This is a genomic window from Actinomadura formosensis, assembly GCF_050948385.1.
Taxonomy (GTDB): domain Bacteria; phylum Actinomycetota; class Actinomycetes; order Streptosporangiales; family Streptosporangiaceae; genus Spirillospora; species Spirillospora formosensis.
Map to the genome: position 1 here is coordinate 4522322 of NZ_CP192011.1, position 23030 is coordinate 4545351.

The following is a 23030-nucleotide window of genomic DNA, read 5'->3' on the forward strand; positions in this document are numbered from 1 at the left end:
GACTACACCCTCAACTGCGAAGAGCCCCGTTTCCGTCTCCTGCCCGCCCAGGCGCCGACCGGGAGGCGTTCACCGCATGTGCGGAGAATACGAAGGCCGGTGTCGCGTGCCGGACGACGTGCTGTCAGGGCTTTCTCGTGCCGAGGCCAGGCATAACGGTCCGGAGTTTGTGCCAGGCGGTGCGGGCCTGGGTGTTCAGGGTCGTGCTGATACGGCGGGCGGTGGGGAATTCGGTGCCGAGGAGGCCGAGGCCGGCGAGGATGGCCACGATGCCGGGGCCCGGCAGGACGAGCATGGCGACGCCCGCGACGATCAGAGCGAAGCCGGCGAGCGCGACGGCGGTCTTGCGCAGCAGGCGGACCGGTGCCCGGCGCCGGGGCTCTGCCCGTGTCTCGATGCGTTCGATCGTGGTCGTCGTCACAGCGTCCCCCTGTCACTCGGCCTTTTGTCTGGGACGAACGACGGTGCCGCCGGGGATCCCGATCCGACGCGATGTGACCAGTCCCATAGCGGACGGCCGGTGCGCGTCGGGGCGGCTAGCATCTCGGTGATGAAGATCCCGTTCGGCGTGGTGCGTCGTGCGCGCGGCCGGCTCGGGCGGGTGGCCGCGCCGGTGTGGAGGCGGCTCGGCGGGCGGGTGCAGTGGCGGATCGCGCGGCTCCGGCATCAGACGTTCCTCGTCTACGCGGGCGGGGTCGTCCGGGACGAGCGGGGGCGGATCCTGCTGCTGCGGCACCGGCTGTGGCCCGGATACCGCGCCTGGGGGCTGCCCGGCGGCTACGTCAACGCGGGTGAGCGGCTTGAGGACGGGGTCGTCCGGGAGGTGCGGGAGGAAACGGCCCTGCGGGTGGAGGTCACCGGGCCTCCGCTGCGGCTGGCCAGCGGTTTCCGGCACCGGATCGAGGCCTACTACGAGGCCCGGGTCGTCGGTGGGCGGCTCGAACTGGACACGGCGGAGATCCTTGAGGCGCGCTGGTTCCCGCTGGACGGGCTGCCGGCCGAGATGTCGCCCCGGCTCCGGAACGTCATCCGCACGCTTGACCTCAAGTCAAGTTGAGGTCACAGGCTGGGGGCATGAGCCTCACCGATCTCGAACGCGAATACCTGTCCGCTCAGCGCCTCGGGCGCCTGGCCACCGTGGGTCCCAAGGGCGATCCGCAGAACAACCCAGTCGGGTTCGCCTACAACGAGGAGACCGGCACCATCGACATCCGCGGCTGGAACCTCGCCGAGAGCCGCAAGTACCGGAATCTGCGCGACAACGACCAGGTGGCCTTCGTCGTCGACGATCTGGCGTCCGTCCAGCCGTGGCGTGTGCGCGGCGTCGAGATCCGGGGACGTGCCGAGACCGCCGTCGTGGAGGCGCCGGAAGGCTCGCCTTTCGGCGGTGACGTCATCCGGATCCATCCCCGCACCGTTTTCTCCTGGGGCATCGACCCGGACGCCGAAGGCATGGTCAAACGCATCGTTGCCTAGGCGCGGGCGGCCTTCTCCTTGTAGCCGTCCAGGTTCGCGGGCAGCGACCCCGCGAGCGGGCGCAGCGCGTCCAGGAGAAGGTCGGCGTCCGCTTGCGGGAGGCGCAGCAGAGGACGCCGCAGACGGACGCTCCAGCTTCGGACGTCGGGAAACGCTTCGAGCCGTGCCACCAGCGGACGCAGCTCCACGCCCCGCCCCCACGGAGCCAGCGATTCGACGCGCAGATCGCAGCCGCGCGGATACACGCGTTCGGCGAAGCTCACCGGCTCCTCCAGCGGGGAGACGGGGGAGGTGACGACGGCGTGGCCGATGACGCGTCCTCGGTTCCGGGCCGGGTTGCCGAACGCGCCGCGGGTCGCGTAGATGAGGAGGTCGTCGCCTTCGGAAAGGCGGTCGACCTCGGCCCTGGCGGTGGCGGGGAAGGCCGTTCGCTCCTCGCCCAGCACCCACGCGATCGCGTCCCGGTCCCCCAGGATCAGCAGGTAACTCTCGCTCACACGGCCACCGTAGCGGCGGTTCCTCAGGTGCCGGGAAGAGGTTCCTGAAGATCGAACCGGTCGGCGGCGGCGTGGCATTTGGGGCAGCGGGCCGGCGGGTGCTCACCGCGGACGATCTCACCGCAGGCGGCGCACGCCCATTCGGTGGTCAGCAGCGCCATGACGTCCGAGCGGGCGACGACGCCGACGAGGTCGCGTCCCGCCAGCACCGGGACGCGGCGGATGCGCCGCTCCAGGAGCAGGTGGCGGGCCTCCTCGACGTCGGTGTCCTCGGTGACGCTGATGACGCCGGTGGTCATCACGTCGGCGGCGGTCTCCCCCTCGCGGGCCAGCAGGTCGTACTCGCTGACCAGGCCCACCACGGCGCCGTCCGGGTCGACGACGGGGACGGCGCTGATCCGGCGGCCGCGCAGCAGGGCCGCGACATCGGGCACGGGCGCGTCCCGCTCCACGGTGATCACCGGACTCGTCATGATCTCTTTGACCTTCACAGCTGCATCCCCAGAGCCGAACGGGCTTCGCGCACCATCCGGTGCCTCCGCCCATTGTCGTACCGACTAGTAACTTTTGTCGAAGTGCCGTTCACCACATCTGCCGCCGCCCCTCCTCATCCGACGACATGACTCCTTCCCCGCTACCGCCCGGTTGATCCATTCGCCCGCCGGGCACCTCGCGCCGGCCCGGCCGCCGGAAACTCGATCTTGCGGGCGCGGCCACCTCGATCTACAACTGGTAGTACTACTAGCCGTAGAGGACGGATCATGCGTGTTCTCATCGTGGGGGCCGGAATCGCGGGACTCGCCGCGGCCCGGGGGCTGCTCGCCGCCGGGCACGAGGTGACCGTCCTGGAGCGGGCGCCGGCCCCGCGCGACGGTGGCTGCGCGATCGTGCTGTGGTGCAACGGCACGGCGATCCTCCGCGATCTCGGGGTGCGGCTCGGCGGGGCCGGCGAGCGGATCACCGCCATCGATGTGCGCAGCGTCCGGGGGCGCCCGGTGATGACGGTGGACGCCGAACGGCTGCAGGCCCGGTTCGGCGCCCCGGTGATGGGCGTCCGCCGCCGCGCCCTGCACGCCCGGCTCGCCGGTGGACTGCCGGACGGCACCGTCCGGTTCGGCGCCGGCTTCGCCCGCCTCCACGACGACGGCGCGTCCGTGCGGGTCGAGACCGAGGACGGCGCGGAGTACACCGCCGATCTGCTCATCGGCGCCGACGGCATCCGTTCCCGGGTGCGTCCGGCGCTGCTCGGCCCCCGCGATGGCGCGGACGCGCGGCCGACCGGCACCGTCACCTGGCAGGGGTTGGTCCCCGCCCCCTTCGAGGCCGGGTCCCGGTCCCGGCTGTTCCTCGGCCGCCACGGCGACATCGGGCTGAACCCGGCGGGCGACGGCCTGCTGCAGTGGTTCTTCAACATCGCGGGACGGCCGGGCGACGGCACCGACCACCCGGGCCGCACCCTCGCGATGCTCCGGGAACGCTCCGCGAACTGGGCCGCGCCCGTCCGGGAGTTGCTGGCCGCCCTGTCAGAGGACGACTTCGAGTACTTCCCGCACCACCGTCAGCGCGTCCCGTGCCGGTGGGGGCGCGGGCGGTGCGTCCTGATCGGGGACGCGGTCCACACGATGCCGCCCAACCTGGCGCAGGGCGCGGGCCAGGGGCTGGAAGACGTCGCCGCGCTGCTGCGCGCGCTCGGGGACGTCGACGGCGCGTCCCGGTCCGCTCTGGCCGCGGCCCTGCGCTCGTACGGCACGAGCCGCCGCCGGCGGGCGAGGCTGGCCTCGGCGGTGGCCGCCCGGAGCGTCGTGACCAGCGGGCCGCGCACCCTGCTCCAGAGCGAGCCCGCGCTGCGCGCCGGCACGATGCCCGGCGGCGTGGCGACCCGGACCGTCGGGCTGCTCCTGCGGCGCACCAGCAACCGGCTGTCGGCCCCCTGCCCGGCCGCGTGACCGCGCCCGGCACCCGCGCCGGGACCGGCCGGGGCCGGCGGCCGGTGCGGGCGGCGGCGCCGTGCGGGGTGCGGCGGTCACGCGGCCCAGTGCCCCGCGAAGACGGCGGTGACCGTGCGGCCCTCGCCGTTGCCGTGCCAGCCCCAGCTCGCGGCGGTGAGCGAGATCGTGCGCAGCCCGCGGCCGGACTCGGCGAGGTCGCCGGCGTCCAGGGCGGCGGGCTCGCCGGGGCCGCCCTGGTCGGCGACGGAGACGGCGACCATGCCGCCGTCCTGGGCGACCTCGACGACGAAGATGCCGCCGTCCTGCCCGGACTTGGTGTGCCGGAGGGCGTTGACGACCAGCTCGTCGGCGGCGAGCAGGACGTCGTCGAGGAAGGGGCAGCCGGCCAGCAGGCAGCCGACGAACCGGCGGACGTCGCGGGCCTGCTCGGGCCCGCCGGGGAAGGAGCGCCGCCAGCGCAGCGGCGCGGGCTGTGCTGCCGGGAGCAGCGTCGGGGTCATCGGTAACACCTCGGGTCGCATCGGACGTGGTGGACGTATGGCGGTTCGTTCGGGTCACCCCTGGTCCGCACAGCGATCGTCACAGAAAGTCGCCCCCCGGTCACGAAGAATCCGCACAATGCGTGCCCCGCCCCGCGGATCGGCACAGGCGTCTCTCACATGCCCAAATCCCGCACGTGCGGTATTCGCCCACGCGTTCCCCATGGGCACAATCGCCGCACGCACATTATTCAAACGCTCACATTCCCCATCCGAGCCATTCCATGATGGCAAGAAGCACGACATTTCGCCAATGTTGGCGATGCCCACGTAAGGCGTGATAAAAAATGCCGCGTGGTCGCGACCGCGAACCATTCCGCAGGGCCGCCGGCGCAGGTGGCGGCCCGGTGTGGACGACCGTCAGGGAGCACGATGAACAGAGAGCCGGAAGGGCCGCGGCCCTGGTCGCCGGCGGTGCGCACCGACTGCCCGGTCGGTGTGGCGCACCAGGCGTGGATCGAGGCGTCGATCACCTGGTTCGTCCGCCAGTTCGGCCTGGAGCCGGTGTTGCGGGGGATCGCCGTGCCGGGTCCGGAGCTGTGGTCCGCCGCGTACACGGGGACGCCGGAGCAGATCGACGGCCTGGTCGCCAAGGTGTGCGAGGTGATGGGGATCGACCCGTCCGGCCTCGTCGTGGAGCTCTTCGGCCGGGCGGACGAGGGCACCGCGGCGACACGGGACCAGCGGCGCGCGGTCGGGCACCACCACGTCCGGGACGGCCGCGCGGTGATCGGGCTGGACATGACGGAGGCGTCCGACGCCGCCTACCTGATCGCCGTCATCGCACACGAACTGTGCCACGTCCGGCTGCTGGGCGAGAGGCGGATCACCACCGAACGCAAGGACCACGAGCGGCTGACCGATCTCCTCACCGTGTTCTTCGGATTCGGCGTCTTCGCCACGAACGCGGCGCTGCGATTCGGCGAAACCGGCCGCGGCTTTTCCGTCCAGCCCCTCGGCCATCTGGACGAGCGCACCCTGAACGCGGCCCGCAACGACGGCTGTTCGCGGCTCGGTTATCTGACGGAGCGCGAATTCGGTTACGCGATGGCCTGCTACGCCTGGCTGCGCCACGAGACCGAACCCGCGTGGGCGGCCCATCTCGACCCGGGCCCGCGCGCCTTCCTGCGGCAGGGCCTCGCCTACCTGTCCCGCGGCGCCGGACCGGGCGAGTTCCCGACCCGCGGGCCCGGCACCGCCGCGATCGCGGTCCGCGTGGTGCCGAAGACCGACCCGGTATGGCTCAGCGGGCTGCACTGAGGCCCGCGCGGCCCAAGCGGCCGCCGGAACCCCCGGGGCACCGGCCGCGGTGACTCCGTCACCTCGGCGAACCCGCCCGGCACGCCCGACTCCGAAGTATCTGGATTTTTTGTGTTATCGCCCGTCCTGGCCGGGGTCTGCACGGTGTCCACACACCCCGACGAGAAAGGATGGGGCATCGCATGAGCACCCCCACTCCCCCCAAGAGCGAAGGGCCGGGTCACCGGCGGCCGCGGAAGGCGTCCAGGCGCGCAGTGGCGTGGACGGCCGCGGGCGCGGCGGGGCTGGTGCTGGCCGGCGGGATCGCCGGGACGGTGAGCGGCGCGTTCGGGGACGGCTCCGACGCCGTCCCGGCGGCGGGCACCTCATCGGTGTCGCCCGCCGCCACCAAGCTGGCGGTCCCCGCCGTGACACAGCCGTCGCCCACGGGGACGGCCCGCCACAAACAGGCCCGCAAGGAGAATCGGAAGACCTCGAAGCCGCACCCCCGGGCTTCGCGCACGCCGGTTCCGCGCACGCCACGGCACCGTCCGACCGCCCCCGTGCCGTCCCGGCCGAAGGCACCGGCGAACGGCCGGGCCGGAAGTTACGCCGCGCAGATCGTCACGCTGGTGAACGAGGAGCGCGCCAGGAGCGGATGCGGCGCGCTGACGCCCAACCCGCTGCTGGAGCGGGCCGCGCAGGGCCATTCGGAGGACATGGCCCGGCGGAACTTCTTCGACCACACCAACCCCGACGGGCAGGGCCCCGGCGACCGGATCACCGCCACCGGGTACAACTGGTTCACCTACGGCGAGAACATCGCCATGGGGCAGCCGACCCCCGAGAGCGTGATGCAGGCCTGGATGAACAGCCCCGGCCACCGGGCCAACATCCTGAACTGCCGCTTCGCCGAGATCGGCGTCGGCGTGGTGACGTCGGGCGGCCCGTACTGGACCCAGGTGTTCGGCAGCACCCGCTGATCAGCGGGGCGTCGCGAAGACCTGGGTCCACCACGGTCCTCCGGCGCCCCGCACGACCCCGATCCCGACCATCGTGAGCCGGCAGTCGAGGATGTTGGCCCGGTGGCCCGGGCTGTTCATCCAGCCGGCCACGACGGCGGGCGGGGTCGAGGGGCCCTGGGCGATGTTCTCCGCCCAGACGCTCCAGCCGAAGCCGGCGGCGGTGATCCGCTCCCCCGGGTCGTCGCCGCCGGCGCCGCCGTGGTCGAGGACGCCGCGGGCCGCCATGTCCGCGGAGTGCCGCTGCGCCGCCCGGTGCAGGGCCGGGGAGACGCGCAGCGGGCGGCATCCCGCTCCGGCCCTCTCCGCGTTGATCAGCTCCACGACCTGCTGCTCGGCGGTGGGGCGCGGCGCGACCCAGCCCTTGTCGGTCTCGCGTGCGGGCGTGCGCGGCGGCGTCCGCAGGAGGGGTGCCGTGACGGGAGGCGCGGGAGGCGCCGGGTCGGGCGGGTCCGGCAGGCTCCAGTAGACGACCGAGGCGGCGACACCCGCCACCGCCGCTCCCGCCACCCAGCGGGCGGCGCCGGCCGGCCCGAATCCCGTCCCCGCACTCGCGCTCGCGCTCGCCGTGGCCTTCGCGCCGGTCAGCACGGCGTGCAGCGGGGAGTCGGCGGGCAGCGGCACCATCACCAGGCCCGCCAGCAGCGCCTCGGGCGGGACGAGATCCCGCTGCCGGGCGGCGCAGTGCCGGCACCCCCGGATGTGCTTGGCGATCCGCTTGCGCCACAGCGGGGACGGCCGCCCGTCCCAGCCGGCGAGCACCGGGCCGAGCCCGTCGCAGCGCCGGCCGCTCACCACCCGGACGACCGCGCGGCACGTCACGAGCTGCTTCTTCATCCGCTGCACCCGGACGGCCGCGTGCGGGACCGACAGCCCCAGCCCGTCCGCCAGTTCCGTGCGGGTGAGGTGCCCGGACGCCTCCAGCCACCACAGCGCGAGCAGGTCGCGCTCGCCCGGGTCCAGCCAGCGGGTCGCCTCGGCGATCTCCCGGCGCTGCTCCGACAGCTCCAGCCGCAGGACGGCCAGCTCGGCGAAGTCGCCTTCGGCGCCCGCCACCTGGGCCATGGCCTGCGGATCCATCGGCGTCCTGCCGCGCTGCGCCGACCAGCGGCGGCGCACCTGGTTCATGGCGATGGAGATGAGCCAGGACCGGAACCGCGCCGGCTCCCGCAGCCCGCCCAGCCCGCCGAGCGCGCGCAGCACCGACTCCTGGACGACGTCGTCCACGTCGGCGTGGCCGCTGAGCGCCCAGCCGACCACGTTGTACAGCAGCGGGAGATGCTCGGCGACCAGCCGCTCCCGGGCGTCGGCATCTCCGTCCTGTGCCGCCCGGACCAGCAGGTCCACATCCGTGCCCACACTCATCCTCGTCCTCCAGAGTCTCCGCCGATCCCTCTGGAGACCTCACGAATCACCACAGATAACAAGAATCCCGCCGATTCTCCTCGCCCCGCCCCCGGGCGGCAGGCGTATCGCTGGAACGACGACCGCCCCCGCCCGTCTCCGTCCCGCGGACCTGTCCGAATAGGCTGCGCGGATGACGGAGATCGTGACGTATGTCGAGATGACGGCTCGCGACCAGCTCGCCCCGGCGGCCCCGGTGCCCGGCCTGGCCCTGGCCCCCCTGGAGCCGGACTCACCGCTGATCGTCGAACTGCACGCCGGGGTCGGCACCCCCTACGGCTGGACGAGCGCCAGCCGGACGCAGGAGGAATGGGCCACCGGGTTCCCGGCCCGGACGGTCTGGATGCTGTCCTTCGAGCGCGAGCCCGCGGGCACGATCTCCTACCGGCTCCACCCCGGCGAAGTGGAGATCGAGACCTTCGGGCTCCTGCCCCGGTTCATCGGCCACGGCCTGGGCGGATACGCGCTGACGCTCGGAGTCCGGCGAGCCTGGGAACTGGCCCCCGCCGTGACCAGGGTCTGGCTGCACACATCGTCGCTGGACCACCCCCGCGCACTGTCCAACTACCACCGCCGAGGCTTCCGCACCTTCAAAACCGAAAAAGGCGACCCCACCTGACCGAAGCGGCCCCCTCCCGAGCACCGTGAAAGATCGAGGTCAGCGTTCGTCGGTCACCGGGGTTCGATGGCCAGACCGGTCTTGATCAGGCATCCCTTTCGGCTGGGGCCGGTACTGGATCTTCTTCAGCCTGCGTTCGACGATGCGGACCAGCCGGCAAGGCCCGGTGGCGGCGAAGCCGGCCATGGCCGCGCTTGAGCAGCGCCCAGACGTCCTCGGCGGGGTTGAGCCCGGGTGCATGCGTGTCACCGGCCGCATAGGAGACCGGGTTCGCGTGATCGGATCGCGGGTGCCGGGACGCCGGCATCGTCGCCGGGGACCTGACCGCGCACGTGCCGTGCGCCGCCGCAGCGGTACCGGTCATCAGCCGGGCCGGTCGCCGGAGCGCCGCAGGCGGTGCGGATTTCAGCGATGAGTTCGTCATCGCTTTTCGTCAGCGGTAGATCCGAGCTCGCCCGGAACTCCTTGAAAAGTTCTTGCAATATTCCGGCGGTGGCGCCCTCGTTTCGATGTCCGCTGGATGGGGTGTGCGGGGTTTCGCTCATGGGCGTGTCGTTTCTGGATCGGGTCCTGATCTCCAGCGTCATGGGATGGGGAATCGCATCGCAAAAGGGAGCGGAGTGTGGCCAGTGCCCGGGAGGTTTGGCTGCGCACCGTCGCTGGTGCGCAGCCTAGGGCATCCGCAATTTCACGTACGGTCAGTTGCTCCCAGTAGCGCAGCACGATGGTCGCGCGCTGCCGGTGACCGAGCCTGTCAAGAGCTGACAGCAGCAGCCGATGGTCGAAGTGATCCCGGTCAACCGGCTCGGGCTCGGGATTGTGCTCGGTGAGAACCTCCCGTGACCATCGGGCGGCTCGATGATCGCTGATGTAGGTGCGAACCATGACCGTGCGAGTGAAACCGGTCAGTTGCCGGCGGTTGTCCAGTTGCGGCCATTGAGAAAACACCTTGACCAGGGTCTTCTGAGTCAGGTCGTCGGCCTCGAACCAGTCGCCGCAGAGCAAGAACGCCCTCCGCCGCAGTTCGGGCCTGACCTGCTTGACGTACTGGGAGAAACCATCGTCGGAGTTCGGATCCACAGGGCACATCCAAGATCTTGAGCCACCGATGCAACGGACGGCTTCGGATGATGCGTGTAAGACGGTAAGGCAGTCAACAACGACATTGACAGACAGGTCGAAAGCTACTGACAGACCCGCCTGTACGACCATCGTGGAAAACCCTTACGTGGGCGCCCGTCAGAAGCGAGGCAGGAGGGGAGGCGAGACACGCGCCCTGTCTTCATGTCCCGAACCGAACCCGCTCCGGCGTTTGGTCAGCACAGATCAAGATCCGAGCAATCAGCCGATTCGATACCCTGGAGGTTGATCAACCGATGCGCTCTGTCCTTCTGGTCGCCGCTGCGACCATCGCGGCCACCACCAGCACGGTTCTCTCGCCCATGGCGGCCAGTGCGTCCCCGTCACCGACCAATGGAACAGTTCCGAAGCCCGGCCGGAACTGTGTAGTTCATTTGGCCGCATCCGGCAGCGTAAGCTGCTACGACACGTTCACCGAGGCCATCAACGACGCGACCAACGGGAAGATCACAGACGCTCCCCGAAACGCCCGTACCGCCGTGGCCAGTGCAACCTTCAACGACCGCATCAACGCCATCGCTCAGACAAAAGGCCAGTCGGCCGGACAGAAAGCCGCGACCGTCATCGAAATCTCGTACGAACACATCAATTTTCAAGGCGCCTCTCTGACATGGGAGACGTCCGGCGGCTGCGACAACTCGAGTGACGTGGACTGGCAGGCCGGCAGCATCACCGGATGGTGGAACGACCGAATCTCATCGTTCAGGACCTATGCCAACTGCCTGAGCAGGCATTGGGAGCACACGAACTTCCAAGGCGCCAGCACCGGCTACTGGGGCACCACCGGATACATCGGCGATGCCATGAACGACAGGGCTTCGTCCATCAAATGGATCTGAATTCCTGTTCTGAACCCCGCGGAACCATATGACCGTAGTGCGGAGCCGCAGCAAATTCTACGGCTCCGCACCGCGGTCCCACATCGTGCCGACAGACGGCGGATCGGCCGGCTTGCCGGTGGTGGGCGGCCTCGGCACGGCGGGCTGTTCCCATCGCTCCCCCTCAACGACGGCAGAGGCTTGGAAGCAGGTTCTGAGGCGACCTTATTCGGCCAGGTCGGACAGTTTCAGTTGCCGGCACGTAGTGCCCGGGAACACCGCGACCTGCCCGGAGGGCAGTACGCACGCCGCCAGCCTCGGCGTCGGCCGGGTGGGCTCACCGTCCGTTTCGTGATGCAAGCGAGGGTCTCCCTCACGCAGGAAACCTTGCCGGAACAAGGTCGCACAGGCGTCAAGCACATCGTTGACATCGGCGGGACCGGCACCGGCTCCCGCGGGAACGGCCTGAGCCACCTCGCTGTAGAAACTCTTGTTGTCCCACTCGCCGGTGCTGTAGCAGCGAATGGTGTGCCGCTGCGCCGCGGGCTCCTGGTGGGCGACGAACGCGAACGCGCCGGTGGTGCCGAGTGCGACGGCACCGGCGAGAGGCATCGCGATCGCCAACCGTCGCCGCCATGACCAGCGGCGGCGGGCGACCGCCCGGGTCAGCAACTCGGTACGGGCCGCACGCCGGTGCGGCGGCATGGGCCTGGGCCGTGGGATACGGGTCTCGTCCATCGGGTCGTTCATCGCAGTTTCCTCTCCTGACCGTCTTCGAGGGTGTCGTCGGGGAGCATCTGACGCAGCCGCGACCTGGCCCGCGCGAGCCTGGACTTCACCGTGCCGACCGGTACCTCCAACACGACGGCGGCGTCGGCGTAGGACAGCCCCGACCATGCCACCAGCGACAGCACTTCCTGATCGGCTGCCGGCAGGCGGTCGAGTCCCTCCCGGATCCGCCGCATGGTGCGCTCGTCGTCGAGCCGGGCCGCCAGTTCCTCCCCCATGTCGGGCTCGGTATCGGGCTCGGCGGCGGGCCGCAGCCGAGCCAGGAGCCGCCGTTGCCGGCGGCTCATGCGGTCGGCGTTGCGCAGCAGGTTGTTGGCCACCGCCAGCAGCCACGGCAGGATCGACTCGCCGGTCATGCGGACCGCGCGGCGGCGGCGCCACGCCTGTAGGAACACCAGCGAGGTGAGGTCCTCGGCCACGGCCCAGTCGGCGGTGCGGCGGAAACAGTGGTTGTAGACCGCGTCCGCATGCCGCTCGAATAACGCGCCGAACGCATCAGCGTCACCACCGGCCGCAGCCGACCACAGCTCTGCGTCGGCGCGCGGCCAGTCGTGGGCGCTCCCGGGCTCGGGGGTGTCGACGAAGATGTTCACATCCTCTTATGTCCGCCCACGGCAACGGGGTTCCGTGTCCGGGCGGCGGGGACACGTGTCCGGATCGGGCCACCGGGGCCTGCGCACGACGAATCACCGCACCCATCACCGCGGCGGTAGCCGGTGACGCGGGCGATGTGCGCGTCGGCCGGACCGGCGACACCAGTCGCGGCGGCGCGGGCACGGCGTTGCTGGAGGCGGTGGAGCGATGGGGCATCGTCTTCGCCAAACCGCTCACCCGCTGACACCACGTCCTGTTGCCGCCGCCCATTGAACGGCTATGCGGAATTTTCCATGGCCGGGGGCCGGGTCGCCGGCCGGGCTCGGAGGACCAGAGCCCCGGCATCCCGCAGCAGCGATCACGCACGGCGATCTGGACGTTGCCCAATTCCCTACGGTCACCCTGGCAACTTCTGTGAAGTCCCAGATTACGGCGGGAATCGCCGCGCGGACGGCCGGTCGGTCACTGGACGGCGCGTATAGTGCGGCGGCCGTCCCGCCGCTACGGTAGTGCAATATGAAACCGTACTGGTCCCTCCCCGCCCTCGCCATCGCCCTTGCCGCCGCGCTCGCGCCGGCGGGCGCCGCCCAGGCATCGCCAGTGTCCCCCGCCGACGGCGGGCACCAGGCCCGGTGCGTGTTCACTCCCACCCCCGACAACCCGGCCGCGAAGCCGGTGCGTACTCCCCGTCCCAAGGCCCGCGCCCACGGCAAGGTGGACGTCGTCATGGTCACGAACTTCGGTCCCATCAGCATCCGGATGGACAGGGCGAACGCGCCGTGCGCGGTGCACAGCTTCGTGAGCCTGTCCCGGCAGAAGTTCTACGACCACACGCGGTGCTGGCGGCTGACCAACTCGACGCGGCTCGGCGTCCTGCAGTGCGGCGACATCTACGCGGCGGAAAAGGGCGGCCCCGGCTACAAGTTCGACGACGAGCTCACCGGCGAGGAGACCTACCCGCGCGGGACGGTCGCCATGGGCAACTGGGGTCCCGACACCAACGGCAGCCAGTTCTTCCTCGTCCACTCCCGCGCGGACATCCCGCCCGCCTACACCGTGCTCGGCCAGGTCACCCGGGGCCTTCCTGTCCTCGACCGGATCGTGAAGGTCGGGATCATCCCCGGCGAGAACGGCCCCCTGGACGGCGAGCCCGCCGAGCCCGTCAAGATCCACCGCGTCTTCATCCGGGGCTGATCACCAAAGCCGATGCCACCCGCGACCGGCTCATAGTGGCCGGGGTGCTCCCGAACGTCGATCCCGCGCCGACGATGCTAGCCGGCGAGGCTCACCGACTGACGGACGTAGCCGGGCAGGGCGTTCCACCATCGGCATTCGTCGCGGACGGCGAGCGCCTGGTCCCGGTCCTCCGCCAGCAGGCGGAGGACGTCGCGCCGGTCTCGTCGGCCGCATGCCGCCACGGCCGATCTCAGGGCCGTGGTGGCCTGGGCGCCGAAGGAGCGGCCGCGGCAGAACTCCAGCATGGTGTCGGGCACGTCCGGGGGCATCCGGGGGGCGGCATTGGCGAGTGCCCAGCACGCTTGGACGCGCGTGTCGGTTTCGATCCGGTCCGCACCGATCATGTTCAGGAGCGTCCACCCGTCTTCGCGTCCCTCGGCGACCTTGCCGAACAGACGGATGACGGCCCGCAACAGGCCAGGGTCCTGGTGGTCTGCGCCCTGGTGCAGCCAACGGGCGAGAGTGTGCCGTAAGGCGTCGCGATACCCGGAGTTGACCAGCAGCGTCGTGTACACCGACCGGGTGGTGTCGTCGTGGCCGAGCAGGCTCTGGACGAGGATGTGCCCGAGCAGCGAGTCCTCGCCCTGCTCCCATTTGGCCTGCCAGACCAGGCCGATGCCCTGGATCTCGGCGGCCAGGCGCAGGCATGCGGCCTGGTACCGGCTTGTTTGCGGGTCCATGCGGGCGGGCTTGGCGAGATAGACGAGGTCGGGTCCCACTTCCCCGTGCAGTCCCAGGTGCGGGGCCGGGTGCAGGCGGCGGGAGAGCTGCACGGCGGCCCGGCGGACTTCCAGCTCGACCTGCGCGTCGTTGATCGTCTCCTGGCACTCCCTCCGCAGCGTGTTCAACTGCTGCGCGGAAGGCCGCCAGGATCCCGCGTCGACCAGTGCCGCCACGGTGGTGAACAGCTCACGCAGCAGCCAGCGGTCCGGCGGATCCAGCAGCGCCCGCACCACCCAGGCGGCGGGTGCCCGCGAAGGGGCGCGCTGGTAGATCTTCAGGGGCTGGAAGGATGCCGGGTTGCCCCGCTGGGTCATGGCGCCGATGGCGACCTCCCCGGCGAGGCCGACCGCGATCTCCGCCCGCCCGATCCGCAGCAGGGCCTCGGCCCTCAACTCCTGATCGATCCCCTGGGCGGCGCAGATCTCCAGCATCAGCCGCTCCACCAGGGCGCCCCAGGTGCGCCTGCCGAGTCTGCGTCCCGTCGCGAGCAGATGCGCCGACAGCAGGTCCCAGTCGGCGGCCGTGACCGTGTCGGCGGCGAGGACGCCGTCGATGATGTCGGCGGCCCGCTGCTCGGCCGCGGCCGCGGACCGGAGCCACGACCGGTCGTCGCCCCGATCGCCGTGCGCCCGCAGCACTTTCTGCGCGGGGCCCGCGAGCCGCCCTCCGGGCAGGCCCAGCGCCCGCTCGTAGGACGCCAGATGCTGGGCCTGCCAGGACGCGGTCCCGCGTTCCAGGCGCGAGATCATGGCCGGGCCGATGCTCCGGGGCGCTCCTGCGGCGGTCATCCGCGCGGCGAACGTGGCGGCGGTCGCCGATTCGGCGTCGGACGCGTTGTAGCGGTGGGTCCGGGCGAGCCAGCCCACCAGTGCGTCCGCGCCGGCGCGGGCGGGATCCGCCGCCTTGGCCGGTCGTCCGAGTTTCGCCTCCATGAACCGCCCGCCGCGTGCAGGGCCCCGGGCACCGGGACCGGACTTATTTACCGTCTGCGTCACCGATTCAAGCACCGGCCTCGGGACGTCCACAGACATCAAACTCGACACATGTCGCTCACCACGGCAGACCACCGGCGAAGCATCGGAGGGGGCACGACCATGCACGTTTCAGGCCACGACACGTTGATGAATCCCCGGGGCATCACACCGCCGCCCGCGTTTCGCCCGATCTTCGGCGTGGACATCGCCGGTTTCGGCGCGCCCGAGCGTGACGACGAGGTGCAGCTCGCGGTCAGGGAAAGGCTGTACGAGGTGCTGCTGGAGTCGTGGGAGGGGGCGGGCCTGTCGTGGGGTGAGGCGATCCGGGAGGACCGCGGCGACGGGGTGCTGCTCATCGGCGGCCCGCAGGAGTCGCCGGGCCTGCTCATCGACCCGCTGCTGGATCTCATCCGAGCCCGGCTTCAGCGTTACAACAGGTTGTCGAGCACCGCCGGACGGATCCGCTTGCGAGCCGCGCTGCACCTTGGCCCCGTCCACCAGGACGATCACGGCGTCGTCGGCACGGCGATCAACCACATGTTCCGTCTGCTGAACGCCCCGCAGTTGCGCGAAGCCTTGGACGAGCCCAACGTCGACCTGGCGTTCATCGCCTCCCAGCAGGTTTATGACAGCGTCATCGTCACCCACGGCTCTCTGGGGCCCGAAAACTACCTGCCTGTCGAATGTCATGTGAAGGAGACCGCGGCACCGGCCTGGATCACCATCCCGGTACGCGGCCGCCGTCCCCTGATCACCCACTCGCGAGCCGGCGTCGCCAGCGTGATCCCCCTGGACCGGCGAGCCGACTGACGTCCGCCGACCCGGCTTCCACCGTCCCGGCGGACGGCCATTCGCGACGAAGTCGCGGTACTCGCCGGACAGCACTCCTTGGCCGCCCATCGTCCGGTGTCGGAAGCCGGAGGTAAGGGCGCGGCGGCCGGGGCTGCGGGCGTGGTTGGCGGCGGTTGGCGGGCCTCAGCCTTGAGTGCTGGGTGACGGCGGCGGGTCATCTTTGCCGGGCCATCCTGGACTCTCGGGACGCCGGGCGCGGTGCTCAGTGCTGAGCGAATTGACACTCACAAAGGCGGGGGCACAAATCCGGCACATGCGGACATGTGGGCTTTGTGATTAGGATTTTTGCGACCGAATCAGACACACAAAGGCCGCACGTGCGGATTTGAGCGTGGCGATATGGCTTATGGCGCTGTTAGCGGTGTGCGTGTCGAGCATTTGCCCGAATGTGACCATACGATTACTCCACAGCGGTTGACCGTGAAGAGTTAACGAACAGCACGGACTGTGTTCGACGCGATATCGGGAGGACGGCCATGCCGATCCCCTACGTCCGCCGCCGCCGGCTGGCGGCCGAGATCCGCAAACTCCGGGAGAGCCGCGGCCTCACGACCGATGGCCTGGCCCGCCTCATGTTCTACAACCGCGCGAAGATCTCCCGGCTGGAGAACGCCCAGATCCGCCCGGACCTCATCGAGATCATGAACATCCTTGACGCCCTCGAAGTCACCGGCAGCCAGTACGACCGGATCTGCCAGCTCGCCCGCGAGGCCGGACAGAAGGGCTGGTGGGACCAGTACGGCATGTCCATGGGGCCGCGCCAGAAGCTCGCGGCCGATCTGGAGTACAACGCCGCTACTGTCCGCAGCTACGACCAAACCGCGATGCCTGGCTCCCTACAGTGTCGCCCGTTCATCGACGCCCTCGTTAAGCTCGATGAGAGCCAGCGGACGCTCGACTACCAGCCGGAGCGGATGGCCGAGGCTCGCGCGGCCCGGCAGCGCCAACTGCTCAGACCAGACGGCCCGACCTACGAGACCATCCTCGACGAATGCGTGATCCACAGGCTGGCAGTATCTCCAAAAGTGATGGCCGCCCAGCTCCGCCACATGATCACGACGGTCACGAAGAGAAATCTGATCAGCGTCCGGGTACTCCTACACAACGCCCGCATTCCCGGCGGTCTTCCTCCCCAGTCGTCGTTCTACCTCTACGCCTTCGCTGAGCCCGGTGATCCGCCGATAGCAGTAGTCGATACCGTTACCACTGACCTCATCCTCACCCAGCGCGGCGAACTCGCGAGGTACAACGTTATGTACGACCGACTGCGAGAGGCCGCCCTGCCCCCAGAAGACAGCATTGCCTTCCTTGAACAGGTAGCCAACCGGGTGACCGACCAGGCATGATCGGGAACATGAACAAGCACTATTCCGGATGGCGCAAATCCACTCACAGCGCTCCGGACGGCCACTGTGTCGAAGTTGCCCAAGCCAACGACGGGAGCATTGGCGTCCGTGACACCAAGCTCAACCACAGCCCTATCCTCGAGTTCACCCCCACCGAGTGGCGCGCCTTCCTCAAGGCCGTCCGGCCCGATCAGCTCTGACGGAATCGAGCGATGAACGAACACTTCACCAACTGGCGCAAGTCACGCCACAGCGAACCCAACGGCCACTGCATCGAAGTGGGCCGAGCCACCAATGGCACCATCTGTGTCCGCGACACCAAGCTCAACAGCAACGGCCCAACCCTGGAGTTCACCAGGGACGAGTGGCGGATCTTCCTTCACAAGATCCGTGCGGACGACCACTGACCCCCTACGGACATCATCGGCCTTGAGACGAGCCTGCCCCGTCTCAAGGCTGCTGGCGTTTTGAAGCTCCCACGTTCACCTGTCCGGGTGGCGCGGCCCTTCTCCTGGAGGCGGATCGAGGATCGTCTTGTACGGCTCCCCTGTCTCCATGGCCCGCGCCATCGCGTCATACACATCCAAGATCAGCGCCTTGGTCCGCGCGAACCGTTCAGGATCGTTGCGCTGGAAGGCACCAAAGCTGTCCATGATGTAGCCGACATCATCACGACCGACGCCGCAGAGGTGGAAGTACGCAGCGTCCAACTCAACTCGCATCGCAAACCGCCGCTCCTCATCCCAGATAAAGGGCGCCCCGTTGGTGAGCAGGATGTCCGGCTTGGCGCTGATGACGCGGTCGCGCTCCTCCGGGAGCTCCTGGCCGGTGCAGCAGGCGAACGTGACGGGACAGTCACCGGCGGCCATCCCCCACGTCAGATACTTCTCCAGCTCGTGGAGCTGGCTGTTCGCCAGCGCGTTCATCGGGTAGACGACGATCGCCTTGATCCGGCCGGGCTCCGGGTCGCGCAGCACCGAATCGACGATGGGGACGATGTAGGAGAGGCTCTTACCCGAGCCGGTGCCGGTGGTGAGAACGTAGCTGTCCTTCTCGCGCGCCGCCTCGATCGCCTCGCGCCGATGCCTGTGCAGGATGAGGGGTGCGCTCCCCCTCGTCCTCGACGAGTTCGCAACGGTGCCGCCGGGCTCGAAATTCGGGTTGAGCGGCAGCCAGGGGTCGGGCCAGCGGACCTTGCCCTTCTCCTCCTCCCGCAGGTGCTCGGCGATGCGCTCGTCGCGGACCTCGACCAGGGACGCGGCGAAGGCGGAATAGTCCCTGATCAGCCGGTCGTGTACCTCGACACGTCCATGTGCCGGTCACCGCACCCGGCGTGGCCGACAGCGCGAGTATGACCGAAACACTTCTTCTGATCGCGGGGTGGAGACCCGCAGAATGTAGGGTCCCGTCCGATCAGACGCTCGGACGGGGACCCTTTCTCTGTCATCTTACGGAAGGAATTCCAGAGGGCTTCCAGTCAGACGTGTCCGGCTTCGCAGAAGGTGCCGGGAATTGTCTTCGTCTTGGGCGGCTGGTCGGCGACTTCCGCGAATATCGAGGCAGAGAACGGCCATAGACCGTCGCCGCCGTTGAGGTCCGCTCCATCCTCTCCGTAGTCGTTGAAGTCCAGCATGATTTGACGCTGCGGCTTGCCGTAGGTGAGGCAGACCTGCACCAGCGGGCCGGTCTGCTCACTATCGATTTCCGCCTGGACCGGACCACTGAGCGGCTCGGCGAAGTACCGGACCAGCCAGGCGGCGCCCCTGTCGGCGTCCGGGCCACCACGTCGGCCCTTCTCGTCCAGGTCGAGATGGGCCAGCCCAGCGGTGTCCCGCTGACGGATCTTGGTAATGACCTCGCCGACGCGGGCACGAAGGTCGGCGTCGTCGTAGCCGGTGAAAGTGACATTCGCCGGCGGTTCAGGCGCGCTGTCATGCTGCGAGCACGCCGCCATGGCCAATGTCCCGGCCAGGGCGGCCGAGGCCATCAGGAGACGGCCGCGCCGATGCCCTGTGCACCGAACCGGGATCACCACGCCACCCAGGCAAAGCCGACGCCACCCTTATAGATCCCGTAGACCTGCCACAACGGCTTATAGGTGTCGCCGTGCGGCTTATGGTTCACGCGATTTTGCTGATCCATACAAATCCCGTACACGCTGTTCGCGGTCTTCTCCTGCCGTTGTCCACAACGTCCATGGGCCGTAGGGCTAGCAGATGGTGCCGGTGAGGTCGATGGTGCGAGAGGAGGTGCCGACCATGGCCTTGGCGCAGCCGGGTGCTCTCTTCCATGCCCGGGTGCGCTGGTCCCAGTAGGCGAACGCGCGGGCGTCCAGCGGGAAGGTCACCTTGACCGACTGCCCCGGCGCGAGGCCGGCCTTGGTAAAGCCCTTGAGCTGTTTGGGTGGCTGGGCTGCGCCGGGGGCGGCCCGCAGGCCCAGGTACAGCTGCGGGACGGCGAGGCCGCGGCGCTTGCCGGTGTTGGTGACGGTCACGGTGACGGCGGTGCGGGTCGCCTTCAGGCCGGTGAGTTTGAAGGTGGTGTAGGACAGGCCGTGGCCGAAGGGAAAGGCTGGGGTGATCTTGCGGGTGTCGTAGTGGCGGTAGCCGATGTTGACGCCCTCGGCGTAGGTGACCTTGCCGCCGGTGCCGGGATAGTGGGCCGGGTCGCCGGAGGCGGGAGCGTCGCCCTCGGTGGCGGGGAAGCTGACGGGCAGGCGACCGCCGGGGTCAGTGTCGCCGTACAGGACGCGGGCGATGGCGGCGCCGCCGCGCTGGCCCGCGTACCAGGTCTCCACGATGCCCTTGGTCTTGGCCGCCCAAGGGGTCAGGACGGGGCCGCCGGTCTGCAGCACGACCACGGTGTTGGGGTTGGCGGCGGCGACGGCGTCGATGAGGGCGTCCTGGTCACCGAGGGTCTGGTCCTTGGCGGTACCGCACTTGAGCGTCAGACAGGTCACGTCGGCGTCCTCGGCGCGGGCGTCGGCGGCGACCACGACCGCGACCTGCGCGGCGCGGGCGGTGTCGGCCGCGGCCTGCGGGTCGCTGCCATCGTTGTAGGTGACGTTGCCCGCGCCGGCGCGGGCGATGATGCCCTGCAGCGGGGTGGTGGTGGAGGTCGGCTTGACGTACATCGAGCCGATGCCGCTGCGGAACTGGTCGGCGGCCCTGCCGATCACCGCGACCTTGGTGCCGGTGTTCAGTGGCAGGACGCCGCCGGTGTTCTTCAGCAGGGTGATGCCCTGCTCGGCCAGGTCCTGGGCGGTGGCGGCGTTGCGGGTGTAGCCGGCCTCGCCGTCATTGGCGCGCTTGGGCTTGTCGAACATGCCGTAGGCGAACATCACCCGCAGCCTGGCCTGTAGCCGGGCGTCGATGTCGGCCCATGTGATCTTCCCCGATGTCAGGGCCGAGGCCAGCGCCGGCGGGGTGTAGCGCACCCCGACCGGCATCTCCAGGTCCAGGCCGGCCTTGATCGAGCCTTCGGTGTCCTTGGCGGCCAGCCCCCAGTCGCTGACCACCATGCCGTCAAAGCCCCACTGCTTGCGCAGGACGCCGTCCAGCAGGGTCTTGCCCGAACAGCTGGGCCGGCCGTTGACCAGGTTGTAGCCGCACATCACGCTCGCCACCTTGCCCTGGCGGACGGCGGCCTCGAACGGCGCGAGGTAGATCTCACGCAGCGTGCGCTGGTCGATGACCGCGTTCACGGCGTAACGGTTCTCTTCCTGGTTGTTGGCCGGGAAGTGCTTGACCTCGGCCAACAGCCCGGCCTTCTGCACCGTCCTGATCCAGGCCACGCCCATGCGCGAGGCCAGCAGCGGGTCCTCGCCGTAGGACTCGAAGGTGCGTCCGCCCTTGGGGGTGCGCACGATGTCCACCGCCGGGCCCAGCACCACGTCGTTGCCGCGGTGCGCGGCCTCGTCGGCCACCACCCCTGCCGCCCGTCCGGCCGCGGCGGTGTCGAACGTCGCCGCCAGCGACAACCCGGCCGCGAGCGCGGTGTTGGGGCCCTGCTTGACGCCCATCGACCCCGCGTCCACCAGGTACAGGTCCGGGATTCCGAGGCGGGCGACCCCGTGCACGGTTCCGGCGCGGAACCGGGCGTCGTCGGTGGCGCGCAGCGGCCCCACCAGGTCATCGCCTGCCAGCAGGGCGAGCTTCTCGTCCCCGGTCAGCGCCTTCACCACCAGCTTCGCCCGGGTGCCCGGAGGCAGCGAAGTGTCGCACCACGGGCGGCCCTTCGGCGTCGCGCACGGCGCGGCGGAGGTGCCGGCGGTCAGGGAGGCCGGACGGGAAGCGCCGGTGTCCGAGAACGCGAGGGAGGTCAGGCCCGTGGCCACAACAGCTGCCCCGACGGCAGCCAAAAAAGTCCGCTTAGGCACGAGCTGAAACAGTAGACCAGGAAAGCGATCTTGTACACGGGTTCAACAAGGAAAGTTCCTGACAAGCAGACACCGCGACACGACCCCGCGCGACCTGGGGTTTGCGTGATCACGCCACGGTACTTGATTGGCCCTTCCACGCTGCTTAGTGCAACCAGCCATTGCGGCCGCCTCCGGGCGGCGAGATGCCCGGACGGCCGCTGAACATGACTTTGGATCAGTCGATGTGTCCGGACTCGCAGAAGGTACCGGGAATTTTCTCCATCTTGGGTGGCCGGTCAGGAAGGTCTGCGAATCTCGAGGCAGAGAAGGTCCATAGCCCGGGACCATGGTGGATGGTCAGTCTATCCTCTTCATAGTTGTTGAAGTCCAGCATGATTTGACGCTGCGGCTTGCCGTAGGTGAGGCAGATCTGCACCAGCGGGCCGGTCTGCTCACTATCGATTTCCGCCTGGACCGGGCCACTGAGCGGCTCGGCGAAGTACCGGACCAACCAGGCGGCGCCCCTGTCGGCATCCGGGCCACCACGCCGGCCCTCCTCGTCCGTGTCGAGATGGGCCAACCCCGCAGCATCCCGCTGCCGGATCTTAATGATGACCTCACCGACGCGAGAACGGAGGTCTGCGTTGTCATAGCCGGTGAAAGTGACATTCACCGGCGGTTCGGGCGCGCTGTCGTGCTGCGAGCACCCCGCCATGGCCAATGCCCCAGCGGCGGCGGCCGAGGCCATCAGGAGACGGCCGCACCGGTGCCCTGTATGCCGGACCGGGATCACCACGCCACCCACGCAAAGCCGACGCCACTCTCATAGATCTCGTGGACCTGCCACAACGGCTTATAAGTGCCGCTGTGCGGCTTACCGTTCACGCGTCTTTGCCGGGCCATGTAATCTCGTCCATGCTGTTCGCGGTCTTCTTTGACACGATCATCGCATGACTTAGGATTTTATCCTTGAAGCGCATGAAGTGGATCGTATCCCTCGCCAGATAGCACCCCAACTCGGTGATCGAGCCGGGCAGGTTGAGGAAGTTGTGCGTCTCGTCGATATAGGCGGCCGCATCGCGCTGCTCGTGCCGGGTGGCGCGCGGGTGATCACGGCTCGGGCGGCAGAGGCGGGCTCCTGGTAGGAGGCCCAGAACCGCACAGCAGCTCGCCGGTGAGCCGTGTGGTGACGGGGGTGCGGTAGTGCCTGACCCGCACGCCGGGGTCGGACGGTTCGGAACGGAGGCCGCACGGCTGGCGCCCATGAGCCCGCAACAGCTTGGGGCGTCTGGAGCGCGGCCCACGTCGTCCCACAGGCGCTACTGGCCCCGATACGCGGCTCGCAGCGGCACGGCGGCGATGGGCCTGGTCGCGCGGCTCGCGGCACGGGGGCCGAGGTGGCACCCGAATTGGCGGGCATCGATCTCGTGCCGGGTGAGCCGCCGGTCGTTGT

General features: G+C 69.6%; 26 protein-coding genes. 12 read left to right on the top strand and 14 right to left on the bottom strand.

All coding sequences use genetic code 11. The features are described 5' to 3' along the window. Positions 1-124: 124 nt before the first annotated feature. Positions 125-421, bottom strand: a complete 297-nt coding sequence (locus ACQP1N_RS21505; RefSeq protein WP_433226238.1) for a PGPGW domain-containing protein — start codon at positions 419-421, stop codon at positions 125-127. A 129-nt stretch (positions 422-550) separates the two neighbouring features. On the opposite strand from ACQP1N_RS21505, the gene ACQP1N_RS21510 reads away from it, so the two are divergent. Beyond that, positions 551-1057 carry an NUDIX domain-containing protein gene (locus tag ACQP1N_RS21510; protein WP_067806031.1) on the top strand — a complete coding sequence of 169 codons (507 nt, stop codon included), beginning with the start codon at positions 551-553 and terminating at the stop codon, positions 1055-1057. Positions 1058-1074: 17 nt separating this feature from the next. Beyond that, the gene (locus ACQP1N_RS21515; RefSeq protein WP_067806017.1) at positions 1075-1476 is read left to right on the top strand and encodes a PPOX class F420-dependent oxidoreductase; all 402 of its coding nucleotides are present in this window, start codon (positions 1075-1077) and stop codon (positions 1474-1476) included. Here ACQP1N_RS21515 and ACQP1N_RS21520 read toward each other — a convergent pair. Beyond that, positions 1473-1973, bottom strand: a complete 501-nt coding sequence (locus ACQP1N_RS21520) for a hypothetical protein (protein WP_067806015.1) — start codon at positions 1971-1973, stop codon at positions 1473-1475. The genes ACQP1N_RS21515 and ACQP1N_RS21520 overlap by 4 nt on opposite strands. 23 nt (positions 1974-1996) lie before the next feature. Continuing rightward, positions 1997-2446 (bottom strand): CBS domain-containing protein, encoded by a 450-nt coding sequence (locus ACQP1N_RS21525; RefSeq protein ID WP_207394198.1) that lies wholly within the window; start codon positions 2444-2446, stop codon positions 1997-1999. 288 nt (positions 2447-2734) lie between these two features. On the opposite strand from ACQP1N_RS21525, the gene ACQP1N_RS21530 reads away from it, so the two are divergent. After that, entirely contained in the window at positions 2735-3919 is a 1185-nt protein-coding gene (locus ACQP1N_RS21530) for an FAD-dependent oxidoreductase (RefSeq protein WP_067806008.1), read from the top strand. A gap of 77 nt (positions 3920-3996) precedes the next feature. On the opposite strand, the gene ACQP1N_RS21535 is transcribed toward ACQP1N_RS21530, so the two are convergent. Then, positions 3997-4422 carry an ATP-binding protein gene (locus tag ACQP1N_RS21535; RefSeq protein ID WP_067806076.1) on the bottom strand — a complete coding sequence of 142 codons (426 nt, stop codon included), beginning with the start codon at positions 4420-4422 and terminating at the stop codon, positions 3997-3999. 411 nt (positions 4423-4833) lie between these two features. Between ACQP1N_RS21535 and ACQP1N_RS21540 the strand changes: the two genes are divergently transcribed. Next, on the top strand, positions 4834-5721 hold the full coding sequence (locus ACQP1N_RS21540) for a hypothetical protein (RefSeq protein WP_131732828.1): 888 nt from the start codon (positions 4834-4836) through the stop codon (positions 5719-5721). A 182-nt stretch (positions 5722-5903) separates the two neighbouring features. Further along, on the top strand, positions 5904-6683 hold the full coding sequence (locus ACQP1N_RS21545) for a CAP domain-containing protein (RefSeq protein ID WP_207394140.1): 780 nt from the start codon (positions 5904-5906) through the stop codon (positions 6681-6683). Here the strand turns inward: ACQP1N_RS21545 and ACQP1N_RS21550 are convergent, their stop codons facing one another. Next, positions 6684-8087: a sigma-70 family RNA polymerase sigma factor gene (locus ACQP1N_RS21550; RefSeq protein ID WP_084263430.1), complete on the bottom strand. Its 1404-nt coding sequence runs from the start codon at positions 8085-8087 to the stop codon at positions 6684-6686. It abuts the gene before it with no gap. Positions 8088-8259: 172 nt separating this feature from the next. On the opposite strand from ACQP1N_RS21550, the gene ACQP1N_RS21555 reads away from it, so the two are divergent. Then, complete coding sequence (locus ACQP1N_RS21555) at positions 8260-8745, top strand: GNAT family N-acetyltransferase (RefSeq protein WP_067806087.1); 486 nt, start codon at positions 8260-8262, stop codon at positions 8743-8745. 420 nt (positions 8746-9165) lie between these two features. Here ACQP1N_RS21555 and ACQP1N_RS21560 read toward each other — a convergent pair whose 3' ends face one another. Then, entirely contained in the window at positions 9166-9825 is a 660-nt protein-coding gene (locus tag ACQP1N_RS21560; protein WP_242608936.1) for an RNA polymerase sigma factor, read from the bottom strand. A 296-nt stretch (positions 9826-10121) separates the two neighbouring features. Here ACQP1N_RS21560 and ACQP1N_RS21565 point away from each other — a divergent pair, with 296 nt between their 5' ends. Further along, the gene (locus ACQP1N_RS21565; protein ID WP_131732829.1) at positions 10122-10724 is read left to right on the top strand and encodes a hypothetical protein; all 603 of its coding nucleotides are present in this window, start codon (positions 10122-10124) and stop codon (positions 10722-10724) included. Between the two features lie 204 nt (positions 10725-10928). Here the strand turns inward: ACQP1N_RS21565 and ACQP1N_RS21570 are convergent, their stop codons facing one another. After that, positions 10929-11453, bottom strand: a complete 525-nt coding sequence (locus tag ACQP1N_RS21570) for a hypothetical protein (protein WP_067806092.1) — start codon at positions 11451-11453, stop codon at positions 10929-10931. Continuing rightward, positions 11450-12085, bottom strand: coding sequence for an RNA polymerase sigma factor (locus ACQP1N_RS21575; RefSeq protein ID WP_207394141.1), 636 nt, complete (start codon positions 12083-12085; stop codon positions 11450-11452). The genes ACQP1N_RS21570 and ACQP1N_RS21575 overlap by 4 nt, the downstream gene beginning before the upstream one ends. 517 nt (positions 12086-12602) lie before the next feature. On the opposite strand from ACQP1N_RS21575, the gene ACQP1N_RS21580 reads away from it, so the two are divergent. After that, complete coding sequence (locus ACQP1N_RS21580; RefSeq protein ID WP_067806093.1) at positions 12603-13280, top strand: peptidylprolyl isomerase; 678 nt, start codon at positions 12603-12605, stop codon at positions 13278-13280. 77 nt (positions 13281-13357) lie between these two features. Here ACQP1N_RS21580 and ACQP1N_RS21585 read toward each other — a convergent pair whose 3' ends face one another. After that, on the bottom strand, positions 13358-14977 hold the full coding sequence (locus ACQP1N_RS21585; RefSeq protein ID WP_067806096.1) for a hypothetical protein: 1620 nt from the start codon (positions 14975-14977) through the stop codon (positions 13358-13360). A 111-nt stretch (positions 14978-15088) separates the two neighbouring features. On the opposite strand from ACQP1N_RS21585, the gene ACQP1N_RS21590 reads away from it, so the two are divergent. The 4 genes from ACQP1N_RS21590 (at position 15089) to ACQP1N_RS21605 (ending at position 17624) form a co-directional block, all read left to right on the top strand. Continuing rightward, complete coding sequence (locus ACQP1N_RS21590) at positions 15089-15829, top strand: hypothetical protein (RefSeq protein ID WP_433226246.1); 741 nt, start codon at positions 15089-15091, stop codon at positions 15827-15829. Positions 15830-16347: 518 nt separating this feature from the next. Beyond that, positions 16348-17217 carry a helix-turn-helix domain-containing protein gene (locus tag ACQP1N_RS21595; RefSeq protein WP_433226249.1) on the top strand — a complete coding sequence of 290 codons (870 nt, stop codon included), beginning with the start codon at positions 16348-16350 and terminating at the stop codon, positions 17215-17217. A gap of 8 nt (positions 17218-17225) precedes the next feature. After that, positions 17226-17417 carry a DUF397 domain-containing protein gene (locus ACQP1N_RS21600; protein WP_067806117.1) on the top strand — a complete coding sequence of 64 codons (192 nt, stop codon included), beginning with the start codon at positions 17226-17228 and terminating at the stop codon, positions 17415-17417. Positions 17418-17429: 12 nt separating this feature from the next. After that, positions 17430-17624 (top strand): DUF397 domain-containing protein, encoded by a 195-nt coding sequence (locus tag ACQP1N_RS21605; RefSeq protein ID WP_067806106.1) that lies wholly within the window; start codon positions 17430-17432, stop codon positions 17622-17624. A 75-nt stretch (positions 17625-17699) separates the two neighbouring features. On the opposite strand, the gene ACQP1N_RS21610 is transcribed toward ACQP1N_RS21605, so the two are convergent. The 5 genes from ACQP1N_RS21610 to ACQP1N_RS21630 all read right to left on the bottom strand — a co-directional run bounded on the left by ACQP1N_RS21610 (position 17700) and on the right by ACQP1N_RS21630 (position 22842). Next, a complete protein-coding gene (locus ACQP1N_RS21610; protein WP_433232777.1) occupies positions 17700-18503 on the bottom strand; it encodes a DEAD/DEAH box helicase in 804 nt (267 codons plus the stop codon). A 191-nt stretch (positions 18504-18694) separates the two neighbouring features. Further along, complete coding sequence (locus tag ACQP1N_RS21615; protein ID WP_433226252.1) at positions 18695-19204, bottom strand: hypothetical protein; 510 nt, start codon at positions 19202-19204, stop codon at positions 18695-18697. A gap of 222 nt (positions 19205-19426) precedes the next feature. After that, entirely contained in the window at positions 19427-21553 is a 2127-nt protein-coding gene (locus tag ACQP1N_RS21620; protein ID WP_433226254.1) for a glycoside hydrolase family 3 C-terminal domain-containing protein, read from the bottom strand. 259 nt (positions 21554-21812) lie between these two features. Then, positions 21813-22325 (bottom strand): hypothetical protein, encoded by a 513-nt coding sequence (locus ACQP1N_RS21625; protein WP_131732832.1) that lies wholly within the window; start codon positions 22323-22325, stop codon positions 21813-21815. A gap of 133 nt (positions 22326-22458) precedes the next feature. Continuing rightward, on the bottom strand, positions 22459-22842 hold the full coding sequence (locus tag ACQP1N_RS21630) for a hypothetical protein (protein ID WP_433226256.1): 384 nt from the start codon (positions 22840-22842) through the stop codon (positions 22459-22461). Positions 22843-23030: the final 188 nt, after the last annotated feature.